Origin of the sequence: Dactylosporangium roseum, assembly GCF_025264685.1 — a bacterium.
Classification (GTDB): Bacteria; Actinomycetota; Actinomycetes; order Mycobacteriales; family Micromonosporaceae; genus Dactylosporangium; species Dactylosporangium roseum.
In genome coordinates this window covers 873,832-896,821 of sequence record NZ_CP073721.1, presented here as the reverse complement: position 1 = coordinate 896,821, position 22,990 = coordinate 873,832, and the positions used below count along the sequence as shown (strand labels likewise).

Sequence of the window (22,990 nt, the reverse complement as noted above, 5' to 3'; positions counted from 1 at the left end):
TGGGGTGTCATGCCTGTCCCTCCGATCACTGTTGAGGCTGCCCTCGGTGCCAATCCGACGTTGGGTGCTGGTGCGTGGGCGTGGACCCCTGTCACGGAGTGGGTCCGGGCCCGGAACCGGATCACGATCACCCGCGGTCGTCTCGACTCCTACTCGTCTGCTCCGCCGTCGACGTGCACGTTCGAGGTCGACAACAACGGCGGCAGGTGGGTGGCGTCCAACCCGCTCGGGCCGTGGTATGGGCTGATCAGGCGGAACACGCCGCTGCGTGTCCTCGTCGGCAGCAACGTCACGGTCGCGTCCGACTCGTTCACCCGGACGGTTGTCGACGGCTGGGGGGCTGCCGACACTGGGGGTTCGTGGAACCTGGCGGGTGCGGGCGGCGTGGTGTCCGCCGCCGATTTCGATGTGACCGGTTCGGCGGCCACGGTTTCGGTGCCGGTCGCTGCCGCGTTCCGGTTCGGGTATCTTGGCGGGCTGTCCGAGGTCGACCAGGAGGTGCGGGTCGATTTCATCTGCCCGACGCCGACCGGTGGAACGCTGGAGCCCGGCAACGTCATGCTGCGCGGGCAGAACCTGTCCGAGTACTACAACTGCCGCGTCCACGTTACGACCGCCTCGGCTGTGCAGGTGCAGATCGACCACGCCAGTGTCGCGACCCTCGTCCCGGCTACCACAGTGCCCGGGTTGACGCATTCACCCGCGTCGACGATCAGGGTCCGCGCTCAGGTGCGCGGGACCACGGTGCGGATGCGGGTATGGACCGGCGCGGTCGAGCCTTCGGTATGGCATGCCCAGGTCGTCGACCCGGCGCCGATCGCGAACCCGGGCTGGGCCGGGATCCGCACCGGACGCGCCGCCGGGAACACGAACTCGGGTGTGACCGCCACCTACGACAACGTCACCGTGACGGTCCCGCCGGCCCGGTTCGAGGGGTTCATCGACGAGTTGCCGGTCGCGTGGGACCCGTCCGGCACCGACTCGACTGTCCGGCTCGTCGCGTCGGGTGTGCTGCGCCGGTTGCAGCAGGGCACGGCGCCGCTGCGCTCGGCCGTGTATCGGACGTTGACGTCGCACGACTGGACAGCACCGGTCGCCTACTGGCCGATGGAGGACGCCTCGGGCTCGTCGAGCCTCGCGTCGGCGGTCGGCGGCCCACCGGCGTCGTTCACGGATCTGTCGCTGGCCGCGTCCTCGAGTATCGCCGGGTCGCTGCCGCTGCCGACATTGGGCCCGGCAGCGGTCGTGGTCGCCGACCTGCCGCCGATCTCGCCGAGCGCGTGGTCGGTGCGGCACGTGCTGGCGTTCCCGGCGTTCCCGGCCGTTCCCGTGTTCCCGCTCGGCTGGTTCGCCGGGGGCACCGTCACCCTGTGGGGTGTCATTCTCACCACGACCGGGCTGACGTTGCAGGCACGGGACGCTGCGTTCGTTGAGGTGCTCGCCGCGCCGACGATCGCGTTCCCGACCCTGGTGGGAGCGGCGATCGGCGTTGAGGTGTCGGCGTCGCAGTCCGGTGCGGACATCGCCTGGAGCATGCGGGTCACCTGGTCTGGGGTGCAGGCCACGATCTCGGGCACGGCGGCCGGGCAGACGCTGGGGGCGCCGACCCGGTGGCAGATCCGCGACTCGGCCGGGCTCGCGAACGGCACGGTCGGGCATGTCGCCTGGTATTCGACGTCAACAAATGCTCCGCCGCTGTCCGGGTCGATCGACGGGTGGGCCGGGACCACCGTCGCGTCCCGCATCGGCGGCCTCTGCCACGATGCTGGCGTCCCGGTGGAGATCAGGGACGGCTCGCCGACGACTGTCATGGGCGCGCAGGCGCGCGCGAGCCTGCTGTCGCTGCTGCGCGAGGCCGAGGCCACCGACCTCGGGATCCTGTCCGAGGCCGGGTACGGCCTGCGGTACCTGTCGCGGTGGCAGCGGTACAACGCGCCGGTGGCGCTGGCCCTGGATCATGAGGCCGGTCAGGTCCGCGACCTCACCCCGGTCGACGACGACCAGCGGGTCCGCAACGACGTCACAGTCACCCGTTCGCCGGGCGGCTCCAGCTTCACCTGGACGGACCCCAAGCACATCGACCTGTACGACCGGTATCAGGACTCCGTCTCCGTCAACGTCAACGCGGACGCCGACCTGCCCGGGCAGGCGCAGTGGAGGGTCCATCTCGGGACGGCGGTCGGGCTGCGGTACCCACTCGTCGGGTTGGCCCTGCACGCCCATCCGGAGCTTGTCGCCGCGTGGACGGCGTGCCAAGTCGGGTCGCGGCTGACGATCGCGAACCCGCCCGCCGGGTTGGCGCCCGACACCATCGACCTCATCGTCGAGGGCTGGACCGAGATCCTCGACGACGGCGGCGGGGTGTGGCTCGCCGACCTGGCGTGCTCACTGTCCGCCCCGTGGCGGGTGGCTGTGCTCGCCGCGAACACCGGAGACTACAGCGAGTTTGTGGCCCGCCCCGATACTGACGGGTCCGTGCTCGCCTCCGCGATTTCGGCAGCCACGACGAACCTGTGGGTGAAAACGCCGACCGGGCCGCTGTGGACGATCGAGCCCGAGGAGTGCCCGTTCGACGTCAACATCGGCGGCGAGCGGGTGACGGCTACAGCGATCCACAGTGGGGACAGTTTCGACGACCGGCTCGTCTCCAGCGGTTGGGGCACGGCTGACAGCGGCCTGGCCTGGACATGCACAGGCGGATCGGCCTCGGATTTCTCGGTGACGGGGGTGTAGATGCCGCCGCCGTACACGTCGTACGCCGCCTTGGCGGCCGAGCAAACCGAGGGCGTCGACTACTCCCGCACCGCCGTCACGCCGACCGGGGCCACGTGGGCAGCCATCAGCATTCACGGCGGCGGCATCGAGGGTGGCAGCGGGGAGATGGCGCAGCAAGTCGCGGGTAGCCGGATGCGCTACTACCAGTTCGCCGGGCTCAAGACCTCGGGCAACAGCGACCTGCACATAACAAGCGCATTGTTTGATGAGCCAAACTGCGTCGCGCTGGTCTCGGGGTCGCAGCGCACCCTGAGTTTTCACGGGTTCACCGGCACGGCCGGGGTTGCGGAGACCGCGATCGGCGGCCTGGACGCCGAGCTCGTCGGCCGGATCACAAGCCGCCTACAGGCGGCCGGCTTTTCGGTGATCACGGCACCGTCCGAGATCGCGGGCACCGATCCGGCCAACATCTGCAATCTCAATGCGAGGTCGGCCGGCGTGCAGTTGGAGATGTCCAACGCGCTGCGGAGCAGCTTCTTCGTCGGCGGCAGTACCAGCGCGGCCAGCCGTGCAGGCCCAAGAACCCAGGCGTTCTACGACTACGCGAGGGCGGTCAGCGGCGCCTACGAGGGTATGGGGCGGATGTCGCTCGGATCCGTCAACGTCAGCCGGTGGGCGACGCTGGTCCATCCCACGAGCACGACCGACCAGCAGATCTCCGTCACCGTCGCCACGGACGCCCTGGCGACCGGCGGCTCGCACTTCGCGGCGGCGGGATTGAGATTCACTGACACAAACAACACCTATTTGGCGAGGCTGGATTTTTCGACCTCCGCCACAGTGACGCTGACCCTGCGCAAACGGGTTGCCGGCACAGAGACCCTGCTGGCGACCGCCTCGGCAAACGCACTGATCCACGCGGCCGGGCGGCGCTTCGGGTTGACCTTCTCGGCGGTCGGGTCGACGCTCAGTGCCCGGACGTGGCTCGACGGTACCGCCGAGCCGGTCGGCTGGCAGGTCACCGCGACCGACACGGACATCTCGTCAGGTCCGTCTGTCGGCCTGCGCGGCATCCTCAGCTCGGCCAACACGAACACGCTGCCGGTGATGTTGACGTGGGATCACGTCTCCATCGGCGTCCAGCGGTTGTCCGCGACCCGATCCGTCAACGGCGTCAGCAAGGCGCACGCTGCCGGGACGGGCGTTGCCCTGTGGGCTCCCGTCGTGCTGGCCCTGTGAAAGGAGGAGCACATGGCGTTCACCGTCATCCCCCCCGCAGGGGGAGTACTGACTGCCGCGACACTTTCCGGCCTCGTCACCGAAGTGCGTCCGCTCACAGCGCGACGCACCTCGACGTCCTCGCCCGTGAGCAACTCGACCACGCTGGTGAACGATTCGGCGTTGGTGCTGCCAGTCGAAGCGAACGCGGTCTACGAGTTGCGCGGTAACTTTCTGTACAGCACGGCCGCGGCCGCGAACATCAAATTCGGGTGGACGTTCCCGACCGGGTTGACGATGTCCTACCTCGGGTCGACCATCCCAGCCGGGCAAACGACCTGGCAGTCGTTCGCCCTGATCCAGACCGATCCGCTCGCCGCGGACGACTCGCCGGGCATCGCCCGGGTCGAGGGGCTCGTGATGGTCGGACTGACCCCCGGCAACCTACAGGTGCAGTTCGCGCAGAACACGGCAAATGTCTCGAATACCACGTTGAACGCGGGCTCGTACGTGTGCCTGAACCGACTGGACTAACGGCCCTGCGAAGACCGAATAGCGACCTCAGCTCCCGCCGAGATCGACGAGGAGGAATGACATGGCCTCGCAGGGATACCGCGACTGGCTCAAGGCCGGCAAGCCGTACTCCTTGATCAGGCCCGCGAAGGCGCTCCAGAAGAAGCTGCGTGCCTACGGCCTGACCGTGTACGACTACCCGAACGACGCCCATCTCACGGCGTCGACGCCCGAGGATCACACGCCGTTCTCCGTCACCGGCTGGCCCGGCCCGAACGCCAGGTGGAAGGCCCGCGCGCTCGACGTCATGCCGCGGTCCGAGTCGTACGCGCACCGCAAGGAGAACGCCGACATCGCGCGGCAGATCATCCGTGATCGCAACGCGGGCGTACCCGGCGTCATGTGGATCAAGTATCTGAACTGGACCGACGAGAACGGCACCTGCCGCCAGGAGCGGTGGACACCGGGCCACGCCACCCGCTCGTCCACCGACAACGGCCACATCCACATCTCCGGCCGCAGCGACGTCGACGACGACGCCCGCGCCGACGACTACGACCCCATCGCCCGCGCCGCCGCAGTGCTGGCCAGAGAGGACGACGACATGATCGACCCGCAGCAGTTCGACGACATGCAGTGGCGCATGGACGCGCTCTTCAACGACCAGCCGCAGATCCGCGGCGGCCGGTACACGCCGGACAAGGCGCCGGAGCTGTCCCGTAACCGGCTGCACGAGCACCTCGTGGCGATCGACGAGAGGCTCGCCGCGCTCGCCGCCGGGGGCGCTCCGTCGCAGGAGCAGGTGACGGCCGCGGTCCGTGAGGTACTGCCGGAGCTGGCCCGCCTGGTCGCCGCGGAGCTGCGTGAGCTGCGGTTCGCCGCACCACCGCAGAGCTGATGCCCGCCTTCCTGATCGTCACCGACGCGACCCCGAGGGATGGGCATGCGTGAGACTCACGGTTCCCCTGCTGCGAGACCTGGCGATGCTCTGCCTGGGTTCGGCTGGGATGACAAGAGAGCTGTTCTTCGTTCCCGAGCCGAACATGGTCCGGGTGTGGGTGTGCATCGGGCTGCTTCTCGGCCCGGCAGCACTCAACTCGGTGTGGCGCATGCGCAATCCGCTGGACCCGGAGATCACACCTACCGCATCATCGCCATCGCGGTCTCCCTCACGGTCGCGGCGGTCTGGCTCATGATCTGGCTACTGAGATGAAGACCCTCGACCGGTTCCTCACCCCGACCGGCGCGATCAGGGCATGGGCGACCGTAACCATGCTGATCGTCGGCTTCGGCCTGGCCCTCGGCCTGACGATCGGCTACGTGCAGCGGGTCGACGACGCTGCGGAGCGGCGCAACATCGAGCGTGAGCGGGAGATCTGCGGTCTGATCGTCGTCCTCGACGACGCATACCGGCAGATCCCGCCGGCAACCCAGCTCGGGAAGAACATCGCCGACGAGATCCACCGCTACCGACTGCGGTTGGACTGCTGACCTATCTGCACCGAAGCTCACCGGCGAACTCCCCGGCAACCCGCCAGATCTCCTGACCACACGAGCACGTCCATGACGGGTGCAAGACGTTGCCGTGTGCCTGGCACCGGTAGGTGCTGCGCCGGATCAACTCGGCGGGATGGCCGGTAGGGCACCAGACGGGGTCGATGAGCTGCATGGCTGGACCGCCGCCGATGTACGCGTAGCCATCGGGCGGCGGCCCGTACTCATCCTCGAAGGTCATGACTAGCCGCGGTTCATGGGCTGTTTGCCTGCCCATGCCCGCACGGTCTGCCGGTCCACACCGGCGGTCCGTGCCACCTCGGTCTCCTCGCGACCCTCTTCCAGGGCGCGAAGAACCCCAGCGCGGAGGATGGCGGTCGCCTCGTCGTAGGCCGCCTTGGCGTCGCTGCGGTCGCGGCCGAGGCCGGCGAGGTCGACGCTGCCAACCGGCGGGTGGACCTTGATCTGGTAGTACGAGGACTCCACGAACGTCTCGCGGATCCTCTCGGCCTGCTCGCCGGTGTCGGCGTACGAGACCATGCTCTGCCCACGCCGGATGTTGCCGATGACGGCGAAGCGCGGGCCGCGCTGCTCGATCATTTCCAGCGCTTTGTCGGTGGTGTGCGCATACATCTCGATCAGACCTCCAGGCTGGGATCGGTGAAGGTGTCCAGAAATGCGTCCATTTCGGCGATCAGCGCGAGAAACTCGGCGTCGACGGGGCGGACGGAGACGATCGCGGTCGGCCGGACGAGGGTCTCGAACTCCGGGTCGACGGGACGGGCGCCGGGGATCAGGTCCGCCTCGACCTCGACGATGACCCAGCCCTCGCGGACCGGGATGCCGCAGCCGAGGTGGCTCGCCAGGTAGAGCGCGAGGTCGTCGATACTGTCGCAGACGCTGACGCCGACCTGTGAGCGCCCGCCGCCGGACCAGGGGTGCGAGAACTGGCAGCCCGGGTCGAGCAGGTCGTTGACGTCGCGGTCGCCGCTCTGGACTCGGAAGTACGTCTGCGCCATGTAGAGCACTCTACATGTAGAGCACTCTACAGGCAAGCCCCCTCAACCCAGCCCGCTCGACACCTGTCGGCGGGCTCTTTGACGTGCCCCGGCCTGCGCCCGCCTTTCTGAGGGGTGGGGCGGAGTGTGCAGCCCGGGGCATCAGCGCGCCCAGTCCGTAGAGGCTCTGTCTGGGGAGACGGGGAGTCTCCGCGGACTGGGCGCGCCCTCGTTTCCCCACCGTTTCCCCAGAATGAGGTCCAAGTGACCGAGATCCAACTGTTCGACAACGGCGAGTTCGCTCTGCGCCTGATCGCGGCCGGCGACAGCTTCCGCGCCTCAGCTACCGAGGTGGCCCGTGCTCTCGGCTTCCGCGAGGCGCACGATCTCGTCCGCCACATCCCCGACGCCGAGAAAGGGTCCGAGCTAGTCCGGACCCCCGGCGGTGACCAGCGGGTCTGGTTCCTGACCGAAGCCGGGTTCTACCGGGCGCTGGGTCAACGCCAGCCCGCGCGGATCCGCGACGAGAGGGTCCGCGCCTCGGTGACCCGATTCCAGAACTGGGTGTATGGCGAGGTGCTTCCGTCGATCCGCAGGACTGGCGGCTATGTCGCCGCGCATCGGACTACCCCCGCTTCGATCTACGAGCCGCACACCCTCACCTGGGATGAGGCTTCGGCCCTGCTGGCGCAGCGGTCCGGGATCGTGCTCACGGTCAATGAGCTGACGCGCATCTTGCGCACGGCGGGCGTTTTGAAACAGAACGGCTCGCCGACCAAGCGCTACCGGCACATGTTCTGGTACACGGGGACTGCATGGACGGTCCACCCGCACGTCATTCCCGAAATGATCGCCAAGGTCTACGACACCGGCCGCGAACTCCAGGACTTCCGGTTCATCCAGGCCCGGTTGCAGTTCGAGGGCGTCGGCATCGTTAAGGAGATCAACGCATGAGCGACAACGACTTCAGCATCGCCCTGGTCAACGTGAAGCACGGCGCCAAGATCGCCCGAGCGGGCTGGAACGCGGGCGGTCAGTTCGTCGTCCTGCAGCCCGGCTACCCGGACGGCGTCCCGGCCAACGCCAACACGGCTACGGCCTTCGGTGTCACCGAGGGCGAGACCGTGCGCATCCGGCCGTACCTCGCGCTGCGTACCGCTGACGGCTCGATCGTGCCGTGGGCGCCGACCGTCTCGGACGTGCTCGCCGACGACTGGCGCACCGTCTAACCTCCCCCGCCTCCACATCTCCGTAGCCCGTCGACACCGTGTCGACGGGTTTTCGCCGCTCCCGAAGGAGTGCAACCATGAAGCTGTTCGGTCGCGAGCCCTCGCTGTGGATCAGCACCATCGGCTCGCTGCTGTCGCTCGTCGCTGGCTTCGGCCTCGACTGGCTCACCCCCGGCCAAGCCGCGCTGGTCATCGTCGCCCTCAACGCGCTCGTCGGCGTGGCCAACGGCCTGCGGGTGCGTCCCGTGAGCCCGGTGGTCTTCACCTACGCGGTCGGCTCGATCGCCGCGCTCGTCGCGGCCTACGGCGTCGACGTCTCGCAGTCCATCGTCGGCCTGGTCAACGGCGCAGTGCTGTCGATCCTGGCACTGCTCCTGCGGGGGAACGTGTCGCCGGTCGAGTCGTTGCCGGAGGCTGTCCAAGTCCACCCCGGCAAGTCGCCGTACTGACCGGCCCCTAGACGCGCCCGCCACACGTCGAGGCACTCCCGGACGCCGGGACGGCCGGTGACTCCTCCTTGCGCGGCGTGGAGGCGGACGACCGACGCCGAGCCTCAAGACTCTTGCTCAAGACTTCCGCGGCCCGGTCACCCCTCGGGGTGGCCGGGCCGCGTTTGTGCGCCTGGACTCAGGCCGTGGGCGTGGTGCGGCCATCGTTGAGCCTGAGCCCGCTCATGATCGGTGGGCGGTCCTGGACGATGGACACGACGTCGGCGGCGCTGAGGTCGTGTCCGAATCCGGTGTGGGAGCTGGTGTTCGGCGGGGTCACCTCCCACCGGTCCGGGCCGGTCGCCCACCGGCGCACGGTCCAGCCGTTGACGATCAGGGACCCCTGCGGGACGAGGGGGCCCGGCGTCTCGATCAGACTCGGGTCAACGCCCGCGGCGATGAGGCGGTCGCGGGTTTCGGTCATGGCGTCCTCCGAGGTGTAGGCGGTGAGGCGGGCGACGGGGCGGCCGTTGCGGGTGAGGATGATGTCGGTGCCCTGCTGTGCGGCGGTAACGAGATCGCCGAGGATCGGCCTCGCTTCGTTGATCCCGTACGAGTTTCCGCTGTTCATGAGATAAACATTAACGTTTCCACGGTTGCCCGTCAAGCCCAAACGTTAATGTTTTGCACTTGACATGTCCCGCACCGGCATCCGCCGCGACCTGCCGCAGCTCATCGACGACTGATCTTGCACAAGACTGACGCGGCCGGTCCCCACCTCGGGGACCGGCCGCGTTTTGTCGTTGCCGGGCCGCTGTTTGCTTACGACTCCAAGGGGCCTGCGGCGAGCTTCTCAACCCACTCGCGGTACCGGCGGCACAGCTCTTTCGCCGCTTCCGGCACCTGCCGCTCCGTCGTGTCCCACGGGTTGAATTCCTCGTCGGGCGGCGAGGCCAGGTGCCGGTAGGCGCGATACCAGCCGGCCATGTTCGGATACCGGGCCCACAGTTCGGCGGCGACACCCTCGTGGCCGGCGAAGCCGTAGTCGAGGTGCAGCCGTGCGAGTGCTGCTGTGCTCAGCGCGGTGAGCGCGCCGACGGTCCCGTCGTCGCTGGCCTGGGCGGCGTACTTGTAGAGGGTCGGCCGGGTGACGTCGGTCCGGTCGGCGAGCTGGGACACGTCGACGCCGATGTTGCCGCGCTCGTCGCGGATCTTCTGGGCTGCGGTGGTGAGCGAGCCGGCGTCGATTAGAGCACCGCGGCGCATCGCTTCGGCGGCCTCCAGCCGGTAGCGGATGTCGTCGCCGGCGGAGGTGAACTGTTCGCGGAGCCTGTGCTCTTTGGCGATCTGGTCGATCTCGGGGTCGACGTGGTGCTTGGTCATCGGATCCTCCGGGTCAGGCGCAGTGGGGGTGGAAGTTGGGGTGGGGGCTGACCGCCGACTCGGCCGGCAGGACGGTCCTTCCGCACTCGGGGCAGACCGGGAACGGGTGCGTCTCGACGTGGGCGTGCAGCTCGGCGCGGGTCCGCAGATCCTGGCCGTTTTCGATGGCGTGCTGCCACGCCGCCGTGACGATCCGGGCGAGGGTCGCGGCGCCCTGGCCGCGGACGGCGGGTTCGTTGCGGCGGAAGCCGGCGCCGGGCGGTCCGAACGCGTTCCAGCGCGGCCCGTCCGGGGTGTGGCGCTGGCCGCCCTCCCAGTGCTGGACGGTGTAGCCGGCGGGCAGAAATTGGTCGAGGGTGGCCACGACGGTTGCCAGGTCGTTCTTGCCGGCGGTGAGGGCGGCGATGACGTCTTGTTCGTCCGGGATGGGAGCGGGTTCCTGGGGCATTGTCAGCTCCTAGTCAGCATGGCGAGGAGGGCGGTGTTGCGGGCGTTCGGGGTGCGCTGGCCGGATTGCCAGCGGTAGACGGTGGAGCGGTGCACGCCGCACTCGGCGGCGATCTTCGCGATGGTCCAGCCGGAGTTGCGCAGCGTGGTGATGGCGGCCTGCGGAGTGTCCGGGGTGTTGTCCTCGGTGGCAGCCTCGTCGAGTTGCTGCGGCTCGGCTTCGGCGGCCTGGATGGCGCGGCGGTCGGCGTCGGTCGCCTCTCCCCACGCGTAGAGGCCGATGTTGTGGCGGTTGTCGATCCACCAGCGGGCGTCGGCGTGCGCGGAGGCGATGCGGGTGAGGATGCGCAGCAGGGTGTCGGTGACACGGGCGCGGGTGGTGGCGTCGCTGATGTGTCCGGTGTGGCGCCGGGCGTAGTCCTCAAGGCTGGCGAGCCCGGCGAGGCGGATGGTCTCGGCCCATGCGATCTGCTTGTCACTGCCGGTCAGGGCGGGCAGGCCGGAGGTGGCGGCGACCTGCGCGGCCTCGGAGGACTGCTTGCGGCGCTGTTCGGCGAGGCAGTTGGCGCAGGGCTTCTCGGCTTCACGGTCGGCACGCCACTGGTGCTGGCCGCGAGTGTTGGTGCCGTAGATCTGGATCTCCTCGGTGTGCCCGCAGGCCCGCTTGATCTCGTAGAGCGCCATCTCGCACCTCCCTGTCGTGTGTAAAGTTAGTTTACACGGGTACGGGAAGTGTGGCAAGTTGGTTTACACAGCGCGGCCAGTCCGCTCCTTCGGGAGTCGGACCGGCCGCGTCTTTGTGTCACGCGCAGGTGAGGTCTAGGGTCACGGAAAGCGACTCCTTGGCGACGCCGTCGGGTGGTACTGGCCGTCGTGTCCGGTTCGACCGTGTGACATATCTCCGGACGAGTGTCAAGTCGCTGCTCGGGCATGTCGCGCAACCTTCGTCACGTGTAACCTCAACACTACGAGAGGCGTTTACGCAGTGTTACGCAAACGTCACCGGGTCAAGGAGCTTGAGGCGGTACTCAAGCAGGCGGAAGGGAAGGGTTGGATCGTCACAGGAGGGGGAGACAGGTACTTCAAGATGAAGTGCCCGTGCCCACGAAAGTGCATGAAGATGGTCAACTGCACCCCCTCCGGGGCCAACTACACGCGCAACTTGATCGACCAACTCGGACGCGCCACGTGCTGGAAGGAGGCTTAGAGATGGCCGAGGTCAACCTCGCGGTCGAAATCCTGTTCGAGGGCAACGGCACCGACGAGCAGTTCGAGGCGTTCATCGAAGAGATCGCCGTCCAACTCGATGCCATCGGACGCGAGCACAACCTTGCTGCTCGCATCGCTGACCGGACCGCTGAGATCGATGCGAGCTTCGAGGCTGACACCTTCGAGGCCGCTGTCGCCGCGTTCCTCGGCGACGTTCGCACGGCGCTCCATGCTGTCGGCTGCGGCACTCCCGACTGGCCGACGTTCCGTCCGACTCGCCGCATCGTGCGCGAGCTCCAGGACGCCTAAACACCCGACACGCGAGCACGGTCGGTTCCCGGGAGGTCGGGGAACCGGCCGCGTTCGCAACTTGAGGTGATGATTCCTTTATTCCGTCACGCTTGGCTCAGTGCGGGACTGGGTGCTCCCTGCTCCTCCTTGGATGCTGTTGCCCTTCTCTTGTCAGCCCCGAACGCCGACCGTCGACGGCCGGCCCTTGGACTCGATCCGGTAGACATCGCCCTCCTCGGCGCCGCGGTACAGCACCACCCACCGCTTGCACACCCGGCGCCACCGACCCTTGGCGCCGGTCTGGTCGAACACGACCCGCAGCGTCCGGCACGTCGGCCGGCCGTCCACGTCGAGGACTGCCCGCACGTTGATGTCGGCGCAGGGGCTGCCGGGGGTGACCTCGATCGGGTCGGTGCGGAAAAGCTTTCCCGACGACCAGGCGACGTCGAGCCGCTGGAGAGGCCACTGGTAGCACTTCGCGGGCATGCCGGGGGTGGTCTCCGCGTGCGCAGGGTTCGGGGCGACGAACGATGCCGCGAGCGACACCGCCCCCGCCACCAAGATCCTTCGCGTGGTCCTGTTCATGGACATCTCCTCACATTTGGGGCATGGTCGGACAGCCGCAGGTGCGGCGCCGAAAACCTGGAATGGCGTGGGGCTAGACGACGCCGCGCAGGCGTTGCAGCACCTCTGGCAACTCGTCGGCCTTGATCAGCACGTCGCGGGCCTTCGAGCCGTTCGGCGGGCCGACGACCCCGAGCGGCTCCATGAGGTCCATGAGCCGACCGGCCTTGGCGAACCCGACCCGTAGCTTGCGCTGGAGCATGCTCGTCGAGCCGAACTGGCTGGTGACGACCAGTTCGATCGCCTGCACCAGCAGCTCGAGGTCGCTGCCGCCGGGCGGGTCGGTGGGAATGACTGTGGCGGCCGCCACGGCAGGGGCAGCAGGGGCGGTGCGGTCGGCGGCGGGCGGCGTCGCCTGCCGGGGCGGGCCGAACGTCTCCGCGGCGGCCACTACCTCGGCGATCTCGCCCCTGGTCACCAAGGCGCACTGCAGCCGGGTCGCACCCGACGTCCCCGGCGCCCGCAGTAGGGCGTCACCTTTGCCGAGGAGCTTCTCCGCGCCCGGCTCGTCGAGGATGACCCGCGAGTCGACCATCGATGACGTGCGCAACGCCAGCCGAGCCGGCATGTTCGCCTTGATCAGGCCGGTCACCACGTCGACACTGGGCCGCTGCGTGGCCAGGACGACGTGGATGCCGGCGGCCCGCGCGAGCTGCGTCAGACGCACCACCGACCCCTCAACGTCCTTCGGCGCGACCATCATCAGGTCGGCGAGTTCGTCGACGACCGCGACCAGGTACCGGAGCCGTTCGTCGCGCGCCGCAGCCCGGTTGTATTCGCCGATGTTGCGGACCCCGGCGGCCTCGAGCCGTTCGTACCGGTCCTCCATCTCGCCGACCAGCCAGTCGAGGGCGTCGGCCGCCTTCTTCGGGTTGGTGACGATCGGCGTCACCAGGTGCGGAACCGTTCGGTACGCGGACAGCTCGACCCGCTTCGGGTCCACGAGCAGCAGTCCCAACCCTCGCGGTGTGTTCCTCGACAGCAGCGAGCAGATGATCGCGTTCAGGACGCCGCTTTTTCCGCCGCCGGTCTCGCCCGCGACGAGGAGGTGCGGCAGTTCGGCCAGGTCTACGACGACCGGCGCCCCGGCCGTGCCGCGGCCGAACGGCACCAGCAGTCGTCCCTGCCGCGGCAGGTCCACGAGCAGGTCCGGCAGTCCGACCGGCACGCGCCGGGCCAGCGGCACCTCCACGCCCATCACGCCGGGACGCCCGGCGACGACGGGCAGGACACGGATCTGCTCGGTGCCTAGCTTGAGTGCGATGTTCGGCTCCAGCCTGCGAACGGCGGCGACCTTCACGCCAGCGGCCGGGCGGATGAGGTGCGTGGCGACGGTCGGGCCGTCCAGCCGTCCCTCCACGGCGGCGTTGACGCTGAACTCCGCGAGGACGCCGGCAATGGCGGCGGACACCGGGTCGGTGCGCGATTTCGCCGGGGCTGCGCTCCTGGCTGCCGCGCGGGTGCGGTCGACCGCGGTCCCGAGCAGCCCGGCCAGTCTGGACGTGAACGGGTGCTCAGTCGTCATCGTCGTCGTCCCAGTCGCCGCTGGTCGGCCTGATCCAGGCGCCCCGGACGCCCTTCGGGGATGTGTCCAGGCGCCGCTCCCCTCCCCTACCCTGCCGCTGGACGATCGGTTTCTGCGGCTCGTCTACCTGCGGAAACTCTTCGAGGTCCTCGGCGAGCGGTGGGGTAGGGGAGGGGTTTCCCGCCGTGCCACGGCGCTCCCAGACGTACACCCCGGCGACGAACACAACGACGGCGAGGATCAGCGCGGCGGTGCCATACCAGTCACCCATGACTCACTCACTCCGTTCCGAAGGCCCACGAGAGCACCCAGTTGACGAGCTGGGCGGCGAGTTTGATCGCCGGGACGACAGGGCCACCGACAGCGCCGCGCGCCAGATCGCCGAACAGGCCGAGAGCAGCGGCGACGGCCCAGAGCTTGAAATTGATGCGGCCGGTGGTCTCCGGCAACTTCCACGACACGGCCTTGCCGAGCCACGCCGCCCGCTTGCCCATCACCGCCTTGATCTTGTTCGGCAGCAGGGCGAACACCGCGTAGACGAACAGGCAGCCGCTGATCATGCCGATGACCCGCACCGATGAGACCCCGGCGAAATGGAGCGCGCCGGAGTGGGCGAGGAGCCAGTCCATCCCGTTGGAGATCTGTTGGACGATCCAGATGTCGAGGGGGCCTTCGTTCCAGCCGCAATAGATGGCTGGCGTGCCGAAAACCAGGATCATCTTGTCGCGGAGCGAGGTTGAGCCCGCGGCCGAGTAGTCCAGGATCAAGGCGAGCAGCAGGGCCATGAACACGGCGGATGCGTTCATGATCGAGTCGCTGGGGGCGTCGACCGGCGCAGCGAGGTAGCTGATCACAGCCCACCGTCCGGTGTGTAGATCCAGCGGAAGAGCGTCTCCCGGCTGTGGAAATCGACGACCTCGACCTGATAGCGGCCCGGGTCGCCGTGCACCAGATCGTCGGCAGCGACCTGCTCCGCGATCCGGTTCAGCCGGTCGGCGGTACGGGCGACAGCGGACGGGGCCAGGTCGAGGTCGACCAGGTACCGGCCGACCGGCCAGACCTCTCTCCTGCCGTCGGTTGCGTGGATCCAGGCAAGGATCGCCGTAGACTCCATGAACTACTTCTCCTATTTCGGTAGGGGAGGGTAGGGGAGCGAGGGCGCGGCCCGGTTTCCTATGCCTGGTGGCCGCGCCCTCGCGGTCTATGCGGTAGCGGCCAATTCAGGGTCCGCATCGTCGGCGTCGCCACCGGACTCCGCCGGCAGGTCCTCGCCAGCGAGGTAGGCAGCAACCGCCGCCTCGACGCGCACCTTCGACCAACCGGTCCGGTCGCGGATCTGACGCTCAACCTCCGGGAGGCCGGTTGGGTAGATCTCGCGGAGCACCCGGGCGTTGCGGACCGCGGCCCGTTCGCCAACCACCTCCAACCGGTGCCGGTTGCTCGACCCCCGGTTGGACGGTTCGGCGACCGCCGGTTGCTCGACCCTCGGTTGCGCGACCTCTGGTTGGGTGGTCGGCTCCGGCTCGGTCGAGGGCTGGTCGACCGGGATCTCTGGTTGGGTGGTTGGTGCTGCTGGCAGGGCCAACCCGACCGCCGGTTGCTGGTTGAGCAACCGAGTCGGGTCGAGCCGCGCAGCAACCAGCGAGGTCAGCCCGCTGTAGTCCGCCTGGTCGCGCAACCGGGCGGCAACCTGGTCGAGGTCGTAGGTGGTGACCGCGATCTTCGCGGCCAACCGGTCGCCGCTCTTCGCGAGCTCCTTCCGCAACACCTCGGCGATCGCCCGCTCCCGCTGCTCGGTCCGGAGTTGATCCCGGGCCAGGTCAAGCGACGGGTACAGGCCGAGGCTGGTGTCGGCGAGCGCGAGCTGCCGGGCCCGGGAGGTGATCCACGGATTCCGCATCCAGTGACCAACCGGGTAGGCGGGTGGTACGGGCGGGAGCATCCCGGTCGCGCGGAGCTGGTCGCGGCGCCGGTTGCCTGACTGGATCAACCAGACCAGGTAGCCGAGGGCGGAGAAACCGGCGAAGAAACCGGCGGCCAATTTCTCGCCGTGACCGAACCAGTTGAGCCCAACCGCGAAGCAGGCAACCGCCGCCGAGAGCAACCGGGCGGCGATGGCCCGCTCACCCAACCGGCGCCGCTGGTCGGCGATCACCGACAGGACGATCCCGCCCAACTCCAGCGCGGCGACAGCAACCACCGCGAACACAACCGGCCAGTGAAGCCAACCAACCGCAGCTCCGGCCTGGCCAACCAGGGCAACCACGGCAACCACGGAGTAGAACAGCGCACCCAACCGGTTGGCTGCCCGACCGTCAACCGGGGGTTGGTCGGTCGGGTCGAGTGCCGGTTGGTTGGTCGACGGGTGGTTGGTCATGCCGGACAGTGTTGCACGATGTGGACGTTGTGCACAACGCGAACGTTAGGCAATACTCGACGGGTGACAGCCCTGGTGATCGCAAACGCCGTGCACGATCGGTACGATGCGACGCAACCGACAACAAGGGCAGGGCGCATGGTCAACGCGGACGCGGCCGGACTCGAACGGCGTCTCAACGCCGGCGAGTGGCTGACGCCCGGCGAGGCCGCGAAGCTGCTCGGCGTCAGCCGGTCGAAGATGCACCTGATGCTCGTCAAGGGCCAGATCCGCACCGTCAACAAACCGGCCAGCAGACATCGCACCTGCAACCCCGCCGACGTCCGCCGTGAGTTGAACGCGCTCCGGCAGGCCAAGGCCGCGCAAGAGGAGCCGGGCGAGGGTCAGTCCGCCCGCTGATGCCCGGAAGCAAGCGTCCGGTCAAGTGGTTCTGCGTCACCCATCTGGTGGATTGATCAGACGTTTTACTGGTGCGTAACCTGGTGTTCACCCGCAGTTAACTGTCGGGGATCCGACACAAGTCCCGGGGAGGGCTGCCGGATCTAACCGCGAGGGCAACGACGCCCTTCCCCCGTCGCTGCCAGCACGTGGCAACGACGAGAGGGAGGAGCCTCATGTCCGCAGTGCGGCTGGTCATGTATGCCCGCGGCACCGCCGAGGAGATCGAAACGCAACGCGCGGCCTGCGTGGAGATCACCGAAGGGCTGGCCGAGTACGAGATCGCAGCGACCGCAGCCGATCCCCCAGACGGCAGCGACGGATGGATCTCCGCGAACGCCATGGTCTCAAACGGTGAGGTCGACCGCATCCTGATCGCCTCCCGCAGCGTCATCCCCAACATCATCGAGAGCGTCACCCTCAACTTCCACCCCGGGCGCCGCCCTCGCCGCACCCGATAGAACGACTCGCGCCCCCGCTGACCAGATCTGGCCAGCGGGGGCGCGATACTGCTACCTGTCGGTACTGCTATCAGGCGGGATCGGCATGATCGGGGAGCGCGAGGATTCCACGCCGGCGCTCCCCGTTCACCAAAGCGGCATACCCGACGGTGCTGGTGATGCTGGAGTGCCGAGCCGCGGCCTGCGCGGTCGCGAGGTTCCCGGTCGCGGCGAGCACGCCAGTGATGAACGAGTGCCGGAACATGTGCGGGGTGATCCGCTTCCCGGTGAGCGTCTTGTAGTACTCGCCTCCTCGCCTGGAGATCCACCGTGGGTCGGCACGGCCGCCCGCCTGCACGACGTACGGCTCCTCCCCCAGGTATCGGTCCAGCTCGTTGCGGACCTTGGGGTGTAGATCGACCTCGCCGATCTTGTCGCCCTTGCCGAGGATTCGGAGCGACTCGACGCCCACGTCTGCCGGGCTCAGGCGGGCGATTTCGCAGTCACGCAGTCCGGCCCAGCCGCCGAGGATCGCGACCAGCCGCCAGACCGGGATGGACTCCTCCACGATCCGGTTGAGAAGATGCCCGTCGACCGGTTTCGGGACTCTCGCGGGCACCCGGACACGCGGCACCTTGCCCATCGGCGACCAGTCCAGGATTTCGGCCTCGACCGTCGCCCAGACGAAGAACGCGTTGAGGTGGTTGCGGATGTTGTGCCGCCACGCCCGGCTGTTCTTGGTGCTGATGAAGTGCCTGATCTCGGACGGCCGTGCCGCCTCGACGCCGTCGACGACGCCGATCGAGACGAGGTGCCGGTCGATGTCGCGCAGGACGTAGCCGCGCATGCTGATGGTGTTCGGGCTGAGCCCGATCTCTTCGCACCATTCGAGGTGCTCATCGATGAGATCACTCATGGTCTGATCTCACGCCGCTCTCGGAAATGATGCTATCGACGGACCGTTACGACGGCGGACCGGTCGGCGGGTGTCCTCACTGCCCGACGCCCTTCCGGGTCCTCTGGACGGACCATTGCGTCGGGTGGGCGGACGTGTATCCCTCGGCCGATCGGGCAGAGTGGCACTATAGGGTGTTTGTGCGCGAGGCCACGTGTGCCCGCACGCCGAGCCCGACTATGGAGGTCACAGTGGCCCGCCAGTCTTCCCGCTCGTCCGCCAAGAAGGACGAAGCCGTCGACGAGGTCGAAGAGCTGGACGACGTCGCCGACGCCGACGAGGACGCCGAGAGCGATCTCGACGAGGACGCCGACTTCGACGAGGAGGACGGCGGCAGCGAGCGCTCGGCACAGGCCGACGCGATGTGGAGCAATGTTCGGATCGAGCCGGTCGAGCTGGCACTGCCCAAGGGTGTGGGCTACACGCTGCGGGCATACCGGCTGTCCAGCGAGCTGACCCCGACCGAGATCCCGGAGGAGGAGGACGACGACTTCGCCGTCCTGCGCCGCCGCGAGGACGACGTGGACGAGGACGAGGTCGTCATCCTCGAAAACCCCGAGATGTTCGAGGAAGCACCCGAGGAGGCGCCGGCGCCCAAGAAGGCGTCCACCGCCAAGAAGCAGCGCTCCGAGGATGAGACTTCCGCGTCCGACGCCGACAAGACGGACGACGACGACGAGGACAAGGGCAAGGGCAAGGGCAAGGACGAGATCGACGAGGAAGGGGCCTCCGCCGACGAGGAAGCCGAGGCCGAGGAAGTCGAGGAGGAAGAAGAGGAAGAGGAGGAGCCTGAAGAGGTGCCCGCCTTCCTCAGCCACCAGGGCAAGCTCCTGCTCTTCCGCAGTGTCGAGGGCCTCGTCGAGTTCGTGCGGTCCGACGCGGAGCACGACCTCCGGCAACTCGACACCTGGGAGAGCCTCAAGACGCGCATCACCGCGTCGGCGGTCGTCCCGAAGGACGAGGATCGGTACGAGTTGGATCTCGTCGTGGAGAACCTCCGCGGCGGCCAGGACGCGTGGGACACCGACCTCTTGCTCGCCGCCGGCGAGGCCGCGCGTGACCTTGCTTACGCGCTGCGGCTCGAGCCGGTCCGCACCGCTCTCGCCCCCGGCTCCCCGCTCGATGACCTCGACGAAGGGCTGCGAGCTGCGGCTGGCGGTGGTGTCGGTGGCTTCTTCGCGAAGCGGCGGCTCAAGAAAATCGGGGCACAACAGGCAGCCCTCGGCTGGCGGACCATAATCGGCAAGATTTCTGCCGCCGTGGACTGGCGTGATTGATTTGTGACCGACAGGATCTAAGCCGTGGGCACTTGGCACGGCGGGCACGACCCGTCCCCTAGCCGGACGGTGGCGACGACGGACGACGATCAGCCAGCGGGGCATTCGACCGAAAAGGCTGATCGCGTCACCAGCCGTCACCCTGTTCACTAGAGGTCGTTCAGCTTGACCTGCGGCTACACAGGGCGAGGCGCCGGGACACGTCGCCGCCGTGTGAATGAAAGCTCAACTGCTGTCCCGGGAGGAGGACGACGCGGTGGCGCTCGTTCGGGTGTACTGCGGTCTGGCGTCGGCTAACCTCGCCGAGCCGCAGTCGGGTTCCGACATCTGGTTGACCGTCGCGGTCGTCGACGACGCCGGCCGACTCATCGACATCTGCGAGGTGAGCGACAACGCCGGCGGTTACGCCGAGCTGAGCGCGCTGCTGGCGCAGCGCTCCGGCGGCCAGTCCGCCGTCGCGGTCGCGGCCGAGAGCGACGACCACGTCGTCACCCAGTTACTGACCGCCGCGGGCCGCAACCTCGCGTTCACCGACGACGACTCGGCGGACGACTACGCCGAGCGCTTCGCCGACGACGACTCCCCCGAGGAGATCCAGTCCAACGCCGCCGAGCGGCGCGCCGTCGGCCTCGCCCGGGCGCTGCAGGCCGGTGTCCTCTCGGCGGTCGGGCAGAGCCCGCCGCGGGACATGCTCCCCCTCAAACCGGTGCTTGCCGCGCACGCCGCCGTCGTCGCCGGACGGCAGAGCGCCGCGGCCACGCTCCGCGAGGTGCTCCGCGAGCTCTACCCGGCGGCGCTGCGGGCCTACCCGGACCCGGCCGAGCCGATCCCGCTGGCCATCCTCGACGCGCTGCCGGAGCCCGGCATCCTCGGCGGTGGCGCCGCCGGTCGCAACCGCGACAACCAGGTCGTCACCGAACTGGCCGAGACCGGTGTCGCCGACGCGAAGACCCTCGGTGAGGCGATCACCGCCCTGCGGGTCGCCATCGCCGAGACTCCCCGCCGCACCGGCGTCAACCGGGCCCTCACCACCGCCGTCGCCGAGACCATCCGGCAGTCGGTCGCGGCCGTGCGCGCCAGCGACGCCGCCGCGGCGGCCCTCGTCGGCGTGCTCGCCGACAAGATGGGCTCGGCCGTGAGCCGTGCCCAGGCCGGCCGCCAGCGTGTCACGGCGCCGCTCGCGCCCGCCACGCCGCTGCGCACCGCGTCCGACGCCGCGTCGGCCCATTCACGCGCGGCCGCCTCGGCCGAGAGCACGCCCACCCGGTCGCGGGCCGGCGCCCCGGCAGCCCCCGCCGCTTCGGCCGAGAGCGCACCGGCCCGGTCGCGGGTCGCGTCCCGGGCCGCCGAGGCCGCACGCGCCGAAGAGTCGGCCGCGTCGCGTGCCGTCGGCGGGCGCCGCCGGGCGCAGACCGCTGCCACGCAGCCCCAGCCGCCGGTCGTGTCCGCACCTCCGGCCGCCGCTTCGCCCGTCGTCTCCGGGCCGCCGGCCGTCGTGTCGACGCCGCCGGTGATCTCCACCCCGCCCGGCTACACGCCTGCGGCCGCCGCCTACGGGCAGGTGACCTCGGCACCGCCCGTAACGTCCACGCCGCCGGTCGTGTCCACACCGCCGGGGTACACCCCCGCGCCGTATCAGCCGCCGACCCCGATGTACGCACCGGCGCCGCCGACCCCGCCGACCTTCCAGCGGCCCGTTCCGGCGTCGATGCAGTCGATCCCGGTGCCGCTCCAGCCGAAACCGCCGGCGCCGGTGCCCGTCGCGCCGCTGCCGGTGGCGCCCGAGCCGGTCTCTCCGCCGCCGGTCGCGCCGGCTCCGGTGATCCCACCGCCGTCGGCGCCCGCCGCGGCCGAGCCGCAGTTCGCCTCGCTCATGCCGCCGCCTCCACCGAGTATCGCCCCGCTGCTCGGCGGCGGCGCCGAGGAGCCTCCGCGGTTCGACCCCTCGTTCGGCTACGACCCGTTCGCACCGGTCGCGCGCCCGTCGGCACCGCCGTCCTCGGCACCCCCGGCTCCGGCCTCCGTGCCGCCCGCCGTGGCCGAGTCCAACACCGTTCGGCTGAGCGACCTCAGCTCGCTCGGTGAGCCGCCCACCCTGGACGCCGCTGCCCCGGCGCCGGGTTCACGCGCCGGTTGGCCGCTCGGCGGCGGGGGGACACCGGAGAAGACGTTCTCCTTCTCCGACCCGCTGGCCCCGTCTTCGGAGCTGAGCAGCCTGCCGCGGCTCAGCGACATTCCGGCGCCGCCCACAGACCTCGAAGAGCTGACCCCGTCGGCGAAGCACAGCCGCGCCCGCAAGGACCCGTCCGGCGAACTCCCCGGCCTGGGCACCGCGGACCACGGTCGCTCAGCAGTGCTGAACCGTCCCGAGCGCAACCGCGCCGAGGCCGAGGAGCAGCCGTCCCGGGCCTCCCGGCGGGCGCGAGCCGAGGCCGAGGCCCCGTCGTCGCGCACCGAGATCCCGCGGTCGGCGCGCTCGGAGATTCCCCGGTCGGAGCGGTCCCGCACGGAGATCTCACGCAGCGAGCGGTCCCGGTCGGAGCGCTCGGAAGCCTCGGAGCGGAGCGAGCACCAGGTTGAGCTGCCCCGGCAGCGCGAAGGCCGTATCCCGCCGCCGTGGCAGACCGGTGACCTGCCGGCCGAGCCGGCTGGCCTGCGGCTGGTCGAGCCTGCCCCGGTGCCGGATCCGGCGCTGACTCGCAGCTACAGCGACGAGCTCAGCGGCGACTACAGCGGCGAGTTCCGGTTCGAGCCACCGGCGCTCCGTCTGGTCGAGCCGGCGACGGAACGTGCCACCGCCCGCAGCAGCGGCAGCGGCGCCGGTCGCAGCCGCCGGGCCGCGGCCGAGCGTGCGGACGCCGCAGCCAAGCCGGCGGCACAGGACAACGGCGACGGCGACGGCGACCTGTTGATCTTCGCGGCCGCCCGGTCCGCGTGGTTCACCGACTGGGACTCCGAGACCCCGGAGACCGAGCGCCCCCAGGTTAGCTGGGAAAACTCGAACGACGTGGCGTGGCAGGCGGCCCAGCGGGCCAGCGTTCCGCAGATCGGCGACGAGACCCACTCCGGCCTTCCCAAGCGGGTCCCCCAGCAGAACCTGGTCCCCGGCTCCCCAGTCAGCGCCGCGGAGCGCCCACTGCGCATCGTCCGCGACGCGGCCCAGATCGCGGCCCACACGACGGGCTACTTCCGCGGCTGGCGCCGTGGCCAGGAGGTCGGCGGCTTCGCCGTCGGCGGTCGCCCGGGCCGCGAGTCTGCCGGTGGCTGGGACTTCAGCCGCGAGGCGGGCCAGGACTACCAGGAGCGCGAGTACGAGTACCGCTCCGCCCGTCGCTGACACATCCGGACCGAGAGGGCCGCGTCCAGCTTTGGACGCGGCCTTTTCCGTGGCGGAGAAAGCCACCGGCGTGCGTCGTGTACTCATCGAGC

General features: G+C 69.4%; 26 protein-coding genes. 13 read left to right on the top strand and 13 right to left on the bottom strand.

From position 1 onward, the window contains the following. The first annotated feature begins 9 nt into the window (after positions 1–9). From Drose_RS04160 to Drose_RS04140, 5 genes are all read left to right on the top strand, one after another. Positions 10–2,733, top strand: a complete 2,724-nt coding sequence (locus Drose_RS04160) for a hypothetical protein (protein WP_260726832.1) — start codon at positions 10–12, stop codon at positions 2,731–2,733. After that, positions 2,734–3,954, top strand: coding sequence for a poly-gamma-glutamate hydrolase family protein (locus Drose_RS04155; RefSeq protein ID WP_260726831.1), 1,221 nt, complete (start codon positions 2,734–2,736; stop codon positions 3,952–3,954). 12 nt (positions 3,955–3,966) lie between these two features. Continuing rightward, complete coding sequence (locus tag Drose_RS04150; RefSeq protein WP_260726830.1) at positions 3,967–4,467, top strand: hypothetical protein; 501 nt, start codon at positions 3,967–3,969, stop codon at positions 4,465–4,467. A gap of 61 nt (positions 4,468–4,528) precedes the next feature. Next, positions 4,529–5,344 carry a hypothetical protein gene (locus Drose_RS04145; RefSeq protein ID WP_260726829.1) on the top strand — a complete coding sequence of 272 codons (816 nt, stop codon included), beginning with the start codon at positions 4,529–4,531 and terminating at the stop codon, positions 5,342–5,344. Positions 5,345–5,655: 311 nt separating this feature from the next. Beyond that, positions 5,656–5,937: a hypothetical protein gene (locus Drose_RS04140; RefSeq protein WP_260726828.1), complete on the top strand. Its 282-nt coding sequence runs from the start codon at positions 5,656–5,658 to the stop codon at positions 5,935–5,937. 246 nt (positions 5,938–6,183) lie between these two features. Here the strand turns inward: Drose_RS04140 and Drose_RS04135 are convergent, their stop codons facing one another. Continuing rightward, positions 6,184–6,573: a hypothetical protein gene (locus tag Drose_RS04135; RefSeq protein WP_260726827.1), complete on the bottom strand. Its 390-nt coding sequence runs from the start codon at positions 6,571–6,573 to the stop codon at positions 6,184–6,186. A gap of 5 nt (positions 6,574–6,578) precedes the next feature. Continuing rightward, positions 6,579–6,959 (bottom strand): hypothetical protein, encoded by a 381-nt coding sequence (locus Drose_RS04130; protein WP_260726826.1) that lies wholly within the window; start codon positions 6,957–6,959, stop codon positions 6,579–6,581. 243 nt (positions 6,960–7,202) lie between these two features. Here Drose_RS04130 and Drose_RS04125 point away from each other — a divergent pair, with 243 nt between their 5' ends. The 3 genes from Drose_RS04125 to Drose_RS04115 all read left to right on the top strand — a co-directional run bounded on the left by Drose_RS04125 (position 7,203) and on the right by Drose_RS04115 (position 8,616). Further along, the gene (locus Drose_RS04125; protein WP_260726825.1) at positions 7,203–7,892 is read left to right on the top strand and encodes a BRO-N domain-containing protein; all 690 of its coding nucleotides are present in this window, start codon (positions 7,203–7,205) and stop codon (positions 7,890–7,892) included. Beyond that, a complete protein-coding gene (locus Drose_RS04120; RefSeq protein WP_260726824.1) occupies positions 7,889–8,167 on the top strand; it encodes a DUF2829 domain-containing protein in 279 nt (92 codons plus the stop codon). The genes Drose_RS04125 and Drose_RS04120 overlap by 4 nt, the downstream gene beginning before the upstream one ends. Before the next feature lie 77 nt (positions 8,168–8,244). Beyond that, positions 8,245–8,616 carry a hypothetical protein gene (locus tag Drose_RS04115; RefSeq protein ID WP_260726823.1) on the top strand — a complete coding sequence of 124 codons (372 nt, stop codon included), beginning with the start codon at positions 8,245–8,247 and terminating at the stop codon, positions 8,614–8,616. Positions 8,617–8,794: 178 nt separating this feature from the next. Here the strand turns inward: Drose_RS04115 and Drose_RS04110 are convergent, their stop codons facing one another. The 4 genes from Drose_RS04110 to Drose_RS04095 all read right to left on the bottom strand — a co-directional run bounded on the left by Drose_RS04110 (position 8,795) and on the right by Drose_RS04095 (position 11,109). Beyond that, a complete protein-coding gene (locus tag Drose_RS04110) occupies positions 8,795–9,226 on the bottom strand; it encodes a type II toxin-antitoxin system Phd/YefM family antitoxin (RefSeq protein ID WP_260726822.1) in 432 nt (143 codons plus the stop codon). Positions 9,227–9,417: 191 nt separating this feature from the next. Then, positions 9,418–9,978, bottom strand: a complete 561-nt coding sequence (locus Drose_RS04105; RefSeq protein ID WP_260726821.1) for a hypothetical protein — start codon at positions 9,976–9,978, stop codon at positions 9,418–9,420. A 13-nt stretch (positions 9,979–9,991) separates the two neighbouring features. Beyond that, a complete protein-coding gene (locus Drose_RS04100) occupies positions 9,992–10,426 on the bottom strand; it encodes a hypothetical protein (RefSeq protein WP_260726820.1) in 435 nt (144 codons plus the stop codon). 2 nt (positions 10,427–10,428) lie between these two features. After that, positions 10,429–11,109, bottom strand: coding sequence for a helix-turn-helix domain-containing protein (locus Drose_RS04095; protein WP_260726819.1), 681 nt, complete (start codon positions 11,107–11,109; stop codon positions 10,429–10,431). Between the two features lie 525 nt (positions 11,110–11,634). Here Drose_RS04095 and Drose_RS04090 point away from each other — a divergent pair. Further along, on the top strand, positions 11,635–11,943 hold the full coding sequence (locus Drose_RS04090) for a hypothetical protein (RefSeq protein WP_260726818.1): 309 nt from the start codon (positions 11,635–11,637) through the stop codon (positions 11,941–11,943). A gap of 153 nt (positions 11,944–12,096) precedes the next feature. On the opposite strand, the gene Drose_RS04085 is transcribed toward Drose_RS04090, so the two are convergent. The 6 genes from Drose_RS04085 to Drose_RS04060 form a co-directional block, all read right to left on the bottom strand. Next, a complete protein-coding gene (locus Drose_RS04085) occupies positions 12,097–12,510 on the bottom strand; it encodes a hypothetical protein (protein ID WP_260726817.1) in 414 nt (137 codons plus the stop codon). 73 nt (positions 12,511–12,583) lie between these two features. Beyond that, on the bottom strand, positions 12,584–14,074 hold the full coding sequence (locus tag Drose_RS04080; protein WP_260726816.1) for a DNA translocase FtsK: 1,491 nt from the start codon (positions 14,072–14,074) through the stop codon (positions 12,584–12,586). Further along, positions 14,064–14,345, bottom strand: a complete 282-nt coding sequence (locus tag Drose_RS04075; RefSeq protein WP_260726815.1) for a hypothetical protein — start codon at positions 14,343–14,345, stop codon at positions 14,064–14,066. The genes Drose_RS04080 and Drose_RS04075 overlap by 11 nt, the downstream gene beginning before the upstream one ends. 7 nt (positions 14,346–14,352) lie before the next feature. Next, the gene (locus Drose_RS04070) at positions 14,353–14,928 is read right to left on the bottom strand and encodes a hypothetical protein (RefSeq protein WP_260726814.1); all 576 of its coding nucleotides are present in this window, start codon (positions 14,926–14,928) and stop codon (positions 14,353–14,355) included. Continuing rightward, a complete protein-coding gene (locus Drose_RS04065; protein WP_260726813.1) occupies positions 14,925–15,188 on the bottom strand; it encodes a hypothetical protein in 264 nt (87 codons plus the stop codon). The genes Drose_RS04070 and Drose_RS04065 overlap by 4 nt, the downstream gene beginning before the upstream one ends. An 87-nt stretch (positions 15,189–15,275) precedes the next feature. Further along, positions 15,276–16,283, bottom strand: coding sequence for a hypothetical protein (locus Drose_RS04060; RefSeq protein ID WP_260726812.1), 1,008 nt, complete (start codon positions 16,281–16,283; stop codon positions 15,276–15,278). A 306-nt stretch (positions 16,284–16,589) separates the two neighbouring features. Between Drose_RS04060 and Drose_RS04055 the strand changes: the two genes are divergently transcribed. Then, a complete protein-coding gene (locus tag Drose_RS04055; protein WP_260726811.1) occupies positions 16,590–16,850 on the top strand; it encodes a helix-turn-helix domain-containing protein in 261 nt (86 codons plus the stop codon). A 215-nt stretch (positions 16,851–17,065) separates the two neighbouring features. Further along, complete coding sequence (locus Drose_RS04050; protein WP_260726810.1) at positions 17,066–17,350, top strand: hypothetical protein; 285 nt, start codon at positions 17,066–17,068, stop codon at positions 17,348–17,350. 70 nt (positions 17,351–17,420) lie between these two features. Here the strand turns inward: Drose_RS04050 and Drose_RS04045 are convergent, their stop codons facing one another. Then, positions 17,421–18,245: a tyrosine-type recombinase/integrase gene (locus Drose_RS04045; RefSeq protein WP_260726809.1), complete on the bottom strand. Its 825-nt coding sequence runs from the start codon at positions 18,243–18,245 to the stop codon at positions 17,421–17,423. Between the two features lie 230 nt (positions 18,246–18,475). Between Drose_RS04045 and Drose_RS04040 the strand changes: the two genes are divergently transcribed. After that, on the top strand, positions 18,476–19,561 hold the full coding sequence (locus Drose_RS04040; protein WP_260726808.1) for a DNA primase: 1,086 nt from the start codon (positions 18,476–18,478) through the stop codon (positions 19,559–19,561). Between the two features lie 217 nt (positions 19,562–19,778). Then, entirely contained in the window at positions 19,779–22,898 is a 3,120-nt protein-coding gene (locus tag Drose_RS04035; protein WP_260729985.1) for a hypothetical protein, read from the top strand. Positions 22,899–22,990: the final 92 nt, after the last annotated feature.